The 12,344-nt window shown below is 37.0% G+C and carries 9 protein-coding genes; 5 read left to right on the top strand and 4 right to left on the bottom strand.

Going from position 1 to position 12,344, the window contains the following annotated elements; translation table 11 throughout:
* Nucleotides 1-5: 5 nt before the first annotated feature.
* The 4 genes from PL77_RS13175 to PL77_RS13160 all read right to left on the bottom strand — a co-directional run bounded on the left by PL77_RS13175 (nt 6) and on the right by PL77_RS13160 (nt 1,823).
* On the bottom strand, nt 6-659 hold the full coding sequence (locus PL77_RS13175) for a YiiX/YebB-like N1pC/P60 family cysteine hydrolase (protein ID WP_052444384.1): 654 nt from the start codon (nt 657-659) through the stop codon (nt 6-8).
* A 104-nt stretch (nt 660-763) separates the two neighbouring features.
* A complete protein-coding gene (locus PL77_RS13170) occupies nt 764-1,072 on the bottom strand; it encodes a hypothetical protein (RefSeq protein WP_044205917.1) in 309 nt (102 codons plus the stop codon).
* A 65-nt stretch (nt 1,073-1,137) separates the two neighbouring features.
* A complete protein-coding gene (locus PL77_RS13165) occupies nt 1,138-1,449 on the bottom strand; it encodes a hypothetical protein (protein ID WP_044205914.1) in 312 nt (103 codons plus the stop codon).
* 62 nt (nt 1,450-1,511) lie between these two features.
* Nucleotides 1,512-1,823: a hypothetical protein gene (locus tag PL77_RS13160; protein ID WP_044205912.1), complete on the bottom strand. Its 312-nt coding sequence runs from the start codon at nt 1,821-1,823 to the stop codon at nt 1,512-1,514.
* Nucleotides 1,824-3,215: 1,392 nt separating this feature from the next.
* On the opposite strand from PL77_RS13160, the gene PL77_RS13155 reads away from it, so the two are divergent.
* From PL77_RS13155 to PL77_RS13135, 5 genes are all read left to right on the top strand, one after another.
* Nucleotides 3,216-5,243, top strand: a complete 2,028-nt coding sequence (locus PL77_RS13155; RefSeq protein WP_044205910.1) for a glycoside hydrolase family 127 protein — start codon at nt 3,216-3,218, stop codon at nt 5,241-5,243.
* A 138-nt stretch (nt 5,244-5,381) separates the two neighbouring features.
* A complete protein-coding gene (locus PL77_RS13150) occupies nt 5,382-8,636 on the top strand; it encodes a glycoside hydrolase family 2 TIM barrel-domain containing protein (RefSeq protein WP_052444383.1) in 3,255 nt (1,084 codons plus the stop codon).
* Nucleotides 8,637-8,691: 55 nt separating this feature from the next.
* Complete coding sequence (locus PL77_RS13145; protein WP_044205908.1) at nt 8,692-9,750, top strand: L-rhamnose/proton symporter RhaT; 1,059 nt, start codon at nt 8,692-8,694, stop codon at nt 9,748-9,750.
* Nucleotides 9,751-9,762: 12 nt separating this feature from the next.
* Nucleotides 9,763-10,923 (top strand): mandelate racemase/muconate lactonizing enzyme family protein, encoded by a 1,161-nt coding sequence (locus PL77_RS13140; protein WP_044205907.1) that lies wholly within the window; start codon nt 9,763-9,765, stop codon nt 10,921-10,923.
* On the top strand, nt 10,880-12,343 hold the full coding sequence (locus tag PL77_RS13135; RefSeq protein ID WP_044205904.1) for an aldehyde dehydrogenase family protein: 1,464 nt from the start codon (nt 10,880-10,882) through the stop codon (nt 12,341-12,343). The genes PL77_RS13140 and PL77_RS13135 overlap by 44 nt, the downstream gene beginning before the upstream one ends.
* Nucleotide 12,344: the final 1 nt, after the last annotated feature.

The raw sequence follows: 12,344 nt of genomic DNA, 5'->3' as shown, positions 1-12,344 counted from the left end.
TTGTGTTAATTTAGAAGGTTGATTTCGTAAATGTCTAAAAATGCAGATTTCGAAACACCACCTGGGTTTAGTCCTGCTTCACCTTCTGGTATTTCATACTCCAACGTTTTAAAGTAATCTACCCATATAGGAAAGAACTCATTAGTGTCAGGATCTTTATAAGTCATAGGGTAGAGCTTAAAAACCTCTTGATCATTATTTGCCTCTTTGTAGGTCTCATAAATCAATTCAGAACAATAATACTTGTCGTTTTTGATATCAAAAACTTCATCATACGATTTTCCAAGGTATTGGAAGGCATTTTTAGCAGCTTTAGGTGCAAGATCACTATACTCTGCTTTCATTCTCCCCACCAATGTTCCTCCTTCTCCAGTTTGTTTCGCAAAAAAATCGTCAAAAGAAGTTTTAACAACACCTTTGCCCACTGCTTCAATGATAAAGAGAGAATCACCCTCTTGAGCGACTATAGCACAATGAGAGAAGTTTTTTCCATTCACCCCAGAAGTTACTTTGTTGATCGCATCACAAAAGGGACCACAATCAACGTCTTGAAATAGGATATCACCTTCTTGTAGGTGAGCAATATTTAGAGGTTCTTTTTTAGTGGAACAGGAAAAAAAAGCCATCAAGACAATGATGGAGTAGAAATATCTGATCATGGTATTTTGAATTGTTTTTTGCAAAAAGAATAAATTCAAGGCTATATAACAAAAAAGCATCTATCTTTTCAGATAGATGCTCAGATATATAAACTTGTTAAGTTTTATTTTGTCCACTTTTGGTAAGGGTAAACACCGTTTGTTCCTCTTTCCAGTTGTTTTCCTGCTTCCACTTTGTTTGCTTCTGCCAAAGTATTGACACCCGCTTTGTTTTGAATGTGGTAAGCACCCTTACGTTTTTTAGCTGTTACTTTCACGTCGCTATTTGTTTGAATACGCGCTTTTTGAACAGTCGTAGTCTTATAGCCTTTACGCAGCTGATTTTTGTTTTTAATTGGATTATCTGCAAATGATGCTACAGAAAAGCTTGCAACTAATAAAACAGCGCCGATGATTTTTTTTGTGAATGACATAAGTATTAATGTTTAATGTGTGATTGATATGTAATTGTTATGGTTATATATATGTGAAGCAGTTATTATTTTGCCCACTTTTGGTAAGGGTAAACACCGTTTGTTCCTCTTTCCAGTTGTTTCCCTGCCTCTACCTGATTGGCTTCAGCTAAAGTGTTAACTCCTGCTTTGTTTTGTATGTGGTAAGCACCTTTACGTTTTTTGGCTGTAACTTGCATATCACTATTTGTTTGAATATTTGCTGTTGTTACAGTCGTAGTTTTATAATTTTTACGAATATTATTTTTCTCTTTAATAGGGTTGTCATTGGCAAATGATACAACTGAAAAACTAGTAGCTAATAATAAAGTTCCGATGAATTTTTTTGTGATTGACATAAGTATTATAATGTTTATTGTGTGATTGATATGTAAAGTGTATTGTAATTATTGAGCAATTATTATTTCGCCCACTTTTGGTAAGGGTAAACACCGTTTGTTCCTCTTTCCAGTTGTTTCCCTGCTTCTACCTTATTTGCTTCCGCTAAAGTGTTTACTCCTGCTTTGTTTTGAATGTGGTAAGCACCTTTACGTTTCTTCACTGTAACTTGTACATCACTATTCGTCTGAATATTTCCTGTTGTTACAGTTGAAGTTTTATAATTTTTACGAATATTATTTTTTTCTATAATTGGATTATTAGTTGCAAATGAAGAAATAGAAAAGCTTGCAATTAATAAAACAGAACCGATAATTTTTTTAGTAAATGACATAAGTATTATAATGTTTATTGTGTGATTGATATGTTATTGTTATGGTTATATATACTGTTAATTCCAGCTTTGGTTACCCTCTAATTCTTAATGATATTTAATAATTTTATTTATTCAAATATAGTGATTTAAGTGTGTTTATTTTGGTGATGTAGATCAACAAGTGTAGCGTGTTAGCATTGTTTTTGACCCTTTGAGGCTATATTTATATAATTTTCATAAATTGACTTTAATGATTTTTAACTCTTCTATTTCAATGATGCTACAAATTAATTCAAGTCGATTTTCATAAAAATGTGTTAAAATTACACTTTTAATAAATAACAATAGTGTTAAGAGATAAGTTTCAGCTATTGTTCTTTAACTGAGAAAGAGTCATTTTCTGTATTTTTAATGAAGTATATTGTGATTTTCTATTTGTACATATTAAAGATGTTTGCTAAACATGTTATTTAGCCTATTTTATTTCTAAAAATTTCATTAAAGAGTTAAGTTTTCGAATTACATTGGTGTTCAGATGTCATGAGGTTTCTGTTGATAGATAGAACACAGAAGACACTATACCCTCACCCATGAGTTCTTTTTAGTTTTGTAGCCCTTATTTCAGCCGTGAAAGGAGAAGTGAATTACTATGATAGAGGAAGAGTGTCTCTATTCTAAGTTTTCGAATATTTATTGTGTTTAGAAATCAGGAGATTTTTGATGATCAGTGGGACACGAATAACGCTTACACATAACATCCGCTCCAGTAGGCTTTCTGTCATTTTTAGTTTGTTAGTACTCTTCCCCGGCATTGAAGGGAAAAGTGTAAAGAACTTCATGGAGTGAGCCGTTAAAAATGATTTCGTTGTTTGAGTATCTCAAAACGATGAAGTATTGATCGAGTTAGCCTTTCAATAGGCGAGAGGAATGAAATTTAGCTTTTGACTTCTAAGCCTAGATTTTTTGCTTCGTTTTTCATCAATGGAAAAATGAAGAAGAAGGAAGTTTGAAAGTAGACCCTATAAAATTTAGAAGAAATATGGGTTGAAAGTTAACAGTAATTTGTTCTACAATGTTCTCAGCGTCCTATTTACTTATAGTCACATAAGAAAGTAAATAAGGGCTGGCTTGATGTGAAATATCACCTAATCAATGTGTTAGTGTTCTTTCAATTGTTGCTCTAAGTATTGCTTGATTCAAAATGTTGCTTTGTGTACGGATTGAAACATTATTTTAATGGAAAACAACCCCTTAAGATACCCTCTGCCATAGTTTTGTAACTGTTGATTACGAATTGAATTTTTTAATAAGACTAACTTCTTGAGTGTAATAGGCAATGTATTTATCCATCAAAGAAGATGAGTGAAACATTCCAAAATACATTTCAAGAACAGTAAAAATGAAATAGAAATGAAAAAACTAATAGCAGTGGCTTGTGCAGCATTACTCTCGCAGTGGTCTGTAGCACAGGATAAAGGGATTTTAGGGCAAGAGAATACGCCTAATGTAAAGCTGAAAAGCATCAATATAGGAGACTGTAAGTGGACCGAAGGTTTTTGGGCAAATAAGTTTGATGTAGCTGAAAACGCAATGGTGCCTTATATGGGAGAAGTATTAACGGGTGACGTTGGACATGCATTAAATAACTTCAAGATTGCTGCCGGCATGAAAGAAGGTAAGCATAAAGGAATGCGTTGGCATGATGGCGACTTTTATAAGTGGATGGAAGCAGCAATGTATGTGTATGCTCAAAATGGAGATCAAAGTATTTTAGAAGAGATTGACGGTTATATCGAAATCATTTCAAAAGCTCAAGAAGAAGATGGATACCTTCAAACTTTTGTGCAGTTGACAGATGCGGTGGATCGTTATGAGAATCGTAAATACCATGAAATGTACAATTCGGGTCACTTATTGACATCGGCTTGTATTCATCATCGTATTACAGGTCAGCGTAACTTCTTGGATATTGCAATCAAACATGCTGACTTATTGTACTCGATCTTTAGCCCTGAAACAAAACAATATGGTCGTTTTGGTTTTAACCAAACACAGATCATGGGGTTGGTGGAGCTTTACAGAACAACGAAAGATAAGCGTTACCTCAACCTAGCAGAGGTATTTATTAATAATAGAGGAAAGTATAAAGTTGAAGATCACTCCACAACTGAGGGGTACCCAATTGGTGATATGGTGCAAGAGAGAACGCCACTAAGAAAATCATCAGAAGCGGTTGGTCATGCTGTTTTAGCACTTTATTATTATGCAGGAGCAGCAGACGTTGCAGCAGAGACGGGAGAACAGGCCTTGGTTGATGCTTTAGATAAACTTTGGGAAAATGTAACGGAACAGAAGATGTACGTTACAGGTGCAGTAGGACAGGCCCACTATGGTGCCTCATCGCATAGAGATAAAATTGAAGAGGGTTTTATTGATGGATACATGATGCCAAACATGACAGCCTACAATGAAACATGTGCCAATGTTTGTAACTCAATGTTCTCTTACAGAATGCTGGGCTTACATGGTGAGTCTAAATATGCTGATATAATGGAATTGGTACTTTATAATTCTGCACTTTCAGGTATCTCTATTGAAGGAAAAGATTATTTCTATAGTAACCCTTTAAGAATGGTACATGGTTCACGTGATTATTCACAACATAATACAGAGACTCCTCACCGTTTGCCTTACTTAGAATGCTTCTGCTGTCCTCCAAACTTAGTGAGAACGATCGCAAAGTCTTCCAATTGGGCGTATAGTTTATCCAATAACGGTATTGCAATTAACCTTTATGGAGGAAATCGTTTAGATACAAAATTAGAAGATGGTTCTACTTTAATACTGAATCAGGTGACGAATTACCCTTGGGAAGGTTTGGTGAATATTTCTGTAGAGAAATGTAAGAAAGAGGCCTTTGATATTATGGTGAGAATTCCAGATTGGGCAAATGGAACAACCGTGAAGGTGAACAATGAGGCTGTAAATGCTCAAGTAACTCCAGGTAATTTCGCTACCATCAATAGAAAGTGGAAAAAAGGAGATATCATCTCTATTGATATGCCTATGAAAGCGACTCTAGTGGAAGGGCATCCAAGAATTGAAGAAGCAAGAAACCAAGTTGCTATTAAAAGAGGTCCTGTAGTGTACTGTATGGAAACGCCAGACATTCCAAAAGATGCAGGAATCCTAGATGTATATATACAAGGAAATGCACCATTAGTGGCTTCTTACGATAAAGATTTATTAGGGGGTGTGACTACGATCGAAACTACATTGCTGTTAAGAACGAATCAATCGGACAATAAAATGTACAATACAGTTGACAAACCAGTTTTTAAGCCATACAAGACCAAATTGGTACCTTACTTTGCTTGGAGCAACAGAGGAGATGCTGAAATGACGGTCTTTATGCCTGTGGTGTGGAACGACTTATAAACAGTAACATGCAAGTTGGCCTTTTACTTGGGCAACTGCTTTAATAAGAATAGTGTGAAAGAACTGCCACTCTTGTGGCAGTTTTTTAAACCCCAATTGGTTTTAATACTGATTTTTTGAAATGAATAGATAACTATTATGAAACTAAAATTTATTACTGTTCCATTATTACTCCTTCTCGCTCAAGCACTCTACAGTCAGACCAATGACTGGGAAAATGAATTGATGTTTGAGGAAAATAAATTATCGTCAAGGGTGCCTACTTACTCTTATTCTTCCACTGAACTAGCTTTAGAAGATGATAGAAATAAAAGTAGAGTACTATTTCTGAATGGTCAATGGAAGTTCAACTTTGTCGAAAAAGAAGAAGACCGTCCATTGGACTTTTATCAAAACAATTATAAAGCGAAAGATTGGGCGGAAATTCCAGTTCCATCCAATTGGGAGCTTCAAGGCTACGGTCAGCCGATCTACACGAATATTATCTATCCTTTTACTCCTAACATTGTAGAGTTGGCGAAAAAGTCCATCAAACAATCTACTTATTTAGGACCTCAACCTCCAAAGCCTCCTTATATCTACAGAGATAATCCTGTAGGAAGTTATCTAAAGGAATTTGAAGTGCCAGCAGAATGGAAAGATCAATCCGTTATTCTTCATTTTGGAGGTGTATCATCGGCTTTTTATGTGTGGGTCAATGGAGAGAAAGTAGGCTATAGCCAAGGAAGTAGATTGGCGGCAGAGTTTGATATTACATCTTATTTGAAGGAAGGCAAAAACCGTTTAGCGGTGCAAGTTTTCAGATGGTCAGATGGCAGTTACCTCGAAGATCAAGACATGTGGCGTTTGAGTGGTATTCATAGGGAAGTAATGCTTTTAGCACAACCCAAAATTGCAGTGGATGACTTCTTTGTCAAGACAAAATTTGATGCTCAATTACAGGATGCTACGCTATCCATCCGTCCAAGAGTCTGGGTAAAATCTCCAACCGTATCATTAAAGGAATGGACCGTTAAGGCACAGCTTTATGATGCACAACAACGCCCTGTATTCAAAGAGAAATTACAGATTTCTGTAGATGAAATTTATAATGAAAGATGGCCTCAACGAGATATCAATAAGTTTGGAATGTTGGAAGCCAACGTTCGTCTTCCTCATAAATGGTCAGCAGAAGATCCCTACCTCTATCAATTGGTTTTTGAAATGACAAACCCAAAAGGTGAGCTTGTTGAGGCAAGAACGCAGAAGATTGGTTTCAGACAAGTAGAGTTTGGAAAAAATAATGAATTGTTGATCAATGGTGAGGAAGTGAAAATCATGGGTGTCAATCGTCATGATCATGACCCTGTAAGAGGAAAAGCGTTGACGAGAGAAGATATCAAAAAAGATGTGGAGTTGGTGAAACAGTTCAACTTTAATGCAGTCCGAACGTCGCATTACCCTAATGATCCTTATTTCTATCAGCTTTGCAACGAATATGGTATTTATGTGATGGATGAAGCCAACGTTGAAGCACATGCTTTGGGTTCTTATATTCCTCAAAACCCAAGGTGGCCTGCAGCTATTTTGAACAGAGTGATCAGAATGGTAGAAAGAGATAAAAACCATCCTTGTGTGATTTCTTGGTCGCTGGGAAATGAAGCGGGAACAGGACCTGCTTTTGCAGCCGCTTCTGCTTGGGTGAAAGATTATGACCCTTCAAGATTTATTCATTATGAAGGAGCACAGGGAGATCCGACACATCCGAATTACAAAGACGATAAAAAAGCCATTAAAGCGATCAATAGAGCACCGTTTATGGCCAACCCAAGAGACCCTTCTTATGTTGATGTAATCAGTAGAATGTATGCTCGAATTGATCAAATTGAAAACTTGGCCACTTCACCTTATATCAATCGACCAATGATTCTTTGTGAATATGTTCACGGTATGGGGAACTCATTGGGAACGTTGGGTGATTACTGGGATGCTATACGTTCTCATAAAAATCTGATCGGTGGATTTATCTGGGATATGATTGATCAAGGTTTGGTGCAAAAGGATAAAGATGGTAACGAATTTTACGCTTATGGTGGAGACTTCGGTGATTTGCCAAACGATACTAATTTCTGCATTAATGGAGTTTTCTCTCCAGATAAAAAGCCTAATCCCCATGCTTGGGAAGTAAAATATGTCTTCCAGCCTATTGTATTTGAAAGATCCGAGTTGGCTCTTCAATCCATTAACGTGATCAACCGTTTTGATTTCACCAACTTAAATCAATATGAAATCAGATGGGAGTTACAAGAAGAAGGTAAAGTCGTTCAATCGGGCAACTTATTGAATATTGACCTTGCTCCAAAACAAAGCAAAGCTATTGAAGTGCCTTTTGATGCGAACAAAATCAAACCGAACAAAGAGTATTGGTTAAGATTGACGTTGCATGAAACGAAGGATAGAAAATGGTGCAAGAAAGGGTATGAAATTGCGCATGAACACCTGCAATTACAAAGTGTAGACGTATACCAACACGTTTCAAAAAGTAAGTCTGCATTAGAAGCTCAAAAAGCAGATCATGGAATTACATTCTCAGGGAAGAATTTTAAGATTCAATTTGATGCTGAAACAGGTCATCTTAAAACATACAAGAAAGAGGGTATTGATGTGCTTGTAACACCACTTAAACCTAACTTCTGGCGTCCATTAACGGATAATGATTCCCGTTTTAGAAAATTCCAATACAAGATGAAAGTATGGAAAGAGGCCTCTAATAAAATGGAAACAGAAAAAGTGGAATTAGTGAAGGTTGACAATAACACACAACAAGTAATTGTACATCAAAAACATACTGAAAAGATTCATTTGACAACAACCTACACTGTTTTCAACGATGGAAATATTGCAGTGAAATTGGATTTGAAAGCAGACGAAAAACTTCCAGAACTTCCAAAGTTTGGTGTAACAATGGGTGTTTCAGGACAGTATAACAGCACTGCTTATTTTGGAAATGGCCCTTGGGAAAGTTATGAAGATAGAAAACGTGCGGTGAAGGTTGGTTTATATTCTCAACCTACAGATGAGCTATTCTATAACTATGTAATGCCTCAAGAAAATGGAAATCACACGGATGTAAGATGGCTAAAGCTTTCTGCTCAAAAAGGAAAGAGAAACTTGATGGTCAAAGGTTTATTCAACTTCTCAGTATGGCCTTACACCATTGAGAATATTGACGAGGCAAAACATCCTTTTGACTTACAGAAACAAGATTACTACACTTTAAATATAGATTTGTTTCAAGCGGGAGTTGGAGGCATGCAGGCCAAACCTCTTGCTTATCAGAAACATCCGTCAGGGAACTACACTTTAGAATTTACTCTTGGAAGTAATTTAAACACAGACCGATTAAGTCAGTAATTGGAACTGAAATCGGATCAAGACAAACATTTTTTAAGCAAAAAAGAACATTGAAATGAATTTACTAGCAATTATTCTTATCCTTTGTGCCAGCTTTTTTCAAGGCACATTTGGTTTGGGCATGAAACATATTTCTCCATTGAAATGGGAAAATTGGTGGATCCTCCACGCTACTGTAGCAATGATCATTTTCCCTATGGCATGGTCAGTAATCGCTATTCCTGACACGTTTAACATCATTATGGAGACCAGTAACGACGTTTTAATGATCGCTATGTTCTTCGGTTTCTTGTGGGGAATTGGAGGTATCCTGTTCGGGATGAGTGTTGAGTACACAGGAATCAGTATCACTTACGGTATTGTGATGGGATTAGCAGCTTCAATGGGTTCATTGATTCCGTTAGCACAGATGGAGACTTTACCAGAAAACTATACTATCGTTTTAGCAGGTGTTGCATTGTTGTTGGTGGGAGTTGCAATTACTGCTTATGCCGGAGTACAAAGAGATAGATTATCGAAAGTCGAGGAAGTAAAAGAGGTAGAAGATTATGAAGATGGTGATACGTTAGTTGCTCCTGAAGTGGCAGTGACAACCGTAAAGAAGTCCATTAAAGTAGGAGTTATGATTGCAGTGGCATGTGGTGTTCTTTCAGCCTTGTTGAATGTAGGATTTTCCAATGCCTCACCAATTGTAGACATCGCAGTCAATAAATATAATGCTAACGCTACAGATGCAAGTTTAGTGGCATGGGTTGTAGTATTAGTTGGAGCTTACATCATGAATGCAGGGTATGCGATTTATCAATTGGTAAAAAACAATTCATGGTCTGGGTTCAGTGTAAAAGGAAGCGGAAAAGCTTACATGTGGTCTATTCTAGCAGGCTTATTCTGGTTTGCTGCATTAGGAGTGTACGGTCAAGGTGCTGCATTGATGGGTAAACTTGGAGCTGTAATCGGATGGCCAATGATGCTGGGTATTTCTCTTATCATCAGTAATATCTGGGGTTATAGAATGGGAGAATGGGATGGTGCTCAAAAGCCATTCAAACAATTATTAGGTGGATTAGCCGTGTTGATTTTCGCAACATGCATTTTAGGCTACTCCAACATTTAAAACGAAGCCAATATGAAAATAGTAGATATTATACCTTATGTTATAGCACAGGACTTAGAGAAGCCTTTTTACTTCTCACAGTGGGATTACAAAGCAAGAAAAATCTGTTTAGTAAAGATCATTTTGGAAGATGGTACTTACGGTTGGGGGGAAGGCTACGGACCTGCCGATATGATTGAAACAGGGATCAATTTCTTAAAGCCATTTGTGATTGGGGAAAATGTTTTGGAGAACGAGAAGATCTGGCAAAACATGTATTTGAGAACGTTGGATTTTGGTCGAAGTGGAATTTTCAATGCGGCTATCAGTGCCATTGATGTAGGAATTTGGGATTGTAAAGGAAAGGTTTTGAATCAGCCTGTCTCAGTGTTATTGGGAGGTGTAAAAAATGAAATTATCCATCCATATGCTACAGGATTCTATTTCACAAATTCACCCACTTTGGATGATGATCTAAGAGAAGAAGCTCAATTCTATAAAAGAGAAGGGTTCAAAGCAGCGAAGATGAAGGTTGGCTTAGGGTTAGAAAAAGACCTGCATTATATCCATCTCTTAAAAGAAGAATTAGGAGATGATGTACGCTTAATGATCGATTCCAACCATGCTTACAATTACAGAGAAGCATTGGAATTGTGTAATAAAATAGAGCATTTAAATATTGGGTGGTTTGAAGAACCAGTTCACCCCGAAGATTATAAAGGGTACGCTAAGTTGAGGGAAAACACTTCCATTCCAATTGCAGGAGGTGAATGTGAGTACTTAAAGCACGGTTTCAAAAGATTGTTTGATGCCAATGCTGTAGACATTGCTCAGCCAGACTTGTGTGCAACTGGTGGACTGACAGAAATGAAACGTATTGCTACACTAGCATCAAGTTATCACAAAGATATTGTACCTCACTCATGGGGTACTTGGATAGCCATCAGTGCGGCGATTCACTTTGTTTCCAACTTAGATCAAAACCCTGGAAGAATGTACAGAAATGCTCCAATGATAGAGCTGGATCGTACTGAAAATCCATTACGTGACGATGTAGTAACGCACGCCATCAAAGTGGAAAATGGGGAAATTAAAGTCCCTCAACTTCCAGGCTTAGGAATAGATGTTAACCAAAATTATTTAGAAAAATATGCAATCAACAATAGAAGAGAAACAGCTACAGTTTGGTCATAAAAAACTATATATAAACGGTAGATTGGTAAACGGACATTCCAATGAAGTATCTTCATTAGTATGTCCTGCCAATAACCAACCGGTGGCTACTTTGGCACAAGCTACTTTAGAAGATACTCAATATGCATTAAAAACAGCACAAGAAGGTTTCAAGTCTTGGTCTCGTCTGTCAGTAGAGGAACGTGTGGGATGGATGATGAAATTGAGACAGCAACTGATAGATAATGCGGATTTATTGAGAGAAGCGGTTTGTCATGAGATGGGTAAAACATGGGCGGCATCAGAAGAGGATATCAATAGTATCACTGATGCGTTGGAGTTTTATGCAGAGGAGATTAAAGTAAAAGAAGGGTTTGAGATCAAAGACAGACAAGGTACACACACGCATCAAATGGTCTATCAGCCATTGGGTGTAGTCACTGCATTTTTAGCATGGAACTTCCCTTTGTTGAACTTAGGGTTCAAATTGGGACCAGCTTTAGCGGCAGGGTGTTCTATCATTATTAAAGCTTCTGAATCTTCAGCCATTTCAGCTTCCATTATTGCTGAGCTAGCTCATGAGATTGATTTCCCGAAAGGCGTCATTACCGTATTGCATGGCAATAGAAAAGATGTAGGTATTCCATTGTGTGAAAGTACAATTCCACAATTGATTACTATGATTGGGTCTACTTTTACAGCTCAGAAATTAATCGAGCAATCTATCAAAACATCTATCAAAAGATACTCTATGGAGTGTGGTGGTAATGCACCGTTTATCCTTTTTGAAGATGGTAATATGCAAGATGCTTTAGACATTACAACAGCGATTAAATTTGGTGGTAATGCAGGTCAAGTATGTGTGGCTCCTAACCGTTTTTACATCCAAAACAGTGTATATGATAGCTTCAAAGAGCAATTAGTACAACGTGCAATTGACACGAGAGTAGGTTACTACAAAGAAGAGGAAGTGGACATGGGACCATTAGCGAATAAAGCCCAATTAGAGTCGGTTCAGCATTTTGTGAGTGAGTGTGTAAAAGAAGGAGGAAAGATTTTAGCAGGAGGAACAACTCTTGATAAAGCAGGATGTTATTTCGCTCCAACCGTGATTGAAATGACAGACAGAAACGCTTCGATTTTACAACATGAAGTTTTCGGCCCAGTGTGCGTAATCATGAAGTTTGAAGGCAAAGAAGAAGTTCTGGAATACGCCAATGATTCTACTGCTGGTTTGGCTTCTTATATTTTCTCTGAAGATGAGGCTATTTTAGATGAATTTGCTCAAAAGCTAGAGTTTGGTGAAGTACAGCAAAATGGAGTGAAATACGATATCAATCTTCCTCATTTAGGTGTGAAGAATAGTGGTATCAGTATGGATTGTTCAAAATACGCATTGGATGATTATTTGATTTTGAAACGTATTTCTAAAAAGATATAGG

Origin of the sequence: Flammeovirga sp. OC4, from assembly GCF_000812565.1 — a bacterium.
Classification (GTDB): domain Bacteria; phylum Bacteroidota; class Bacteroidia; order Cytophagales; family Flammeovirgaceae; genus Flammeovirga.
This window is presented reverse-complemented; position numbering and strand designations above follow the sequence as displayed.

What these genes read in the sequence shown, in the direction of transcription:
- PL77_RS13165 (WP_044205914.1), bottom strand. Translation starts at nt 1,449, where the DNA reads ATGTCAATCACAAAAAAATTCATCGGAACTTTATTATTAGCTACTAGT.
- PL77_RS13160 (WP_044205912.1), bottom strand. Translation starts at nt 1,823, where the DNA reads ATGTCATTTACTAAAAAAATTATCGGTTCTGTTTTATTAATTGCAAGC.
- PL77_RS13150 (WP_052444383.1), top strand. Translation starts at nt 5,382, where the DNA reads ATGAAACTAAAATTTATTACTGTTCCATTATTACTCCTTCTCGCTCAA.
- PL77_RS13155 (WP_044205910.1), top strand. Translation starts at nt 3,216, where the DNA reads ATGAAAAAACTAATAGCAGTGGCTTGTGCAGCATTACTCTCGCAGTGG.
- PL77_RS13170 (WP_044205917.1), bottom strand. Translation starts at nt 1,072, where the DNA reads ATGTCATTCACAAAAAAAATCATCGGCGCTGTTTTATTAGTTGCAAGC.
- PL77_RS13175 (WP_052444384.1), bottom strand. Translation starts at nt 659, where the DNA reads ATGATCAGATATTTCTACTCCATCATTGTCTTGATGGCTTTTTTTTCC.
- PL77_RS13140 (WP_044205907.1), top strand. Translation starts at nt 9,763, where the DNA reads ATGAAAATAGTAGATATTATACCTTATGTTATAGCACAGGACTTAGAG.
- PL77_RS13145 (WP_044205908.1), top strand. Translation starts at nt 8,692, where the DNA reads ATGAATTTACTAGCAATTATTCTTATCCTTTGTGCCAGCTTTTTTCAA.
- PL77_RS13135 (WP_044205904.1), top strand. Translation starts at nt 10,880, where the DNA reads ATGCAATCAACAATAGAAGAGAAACAGCTACAGTTTGGTCATAAAAAA.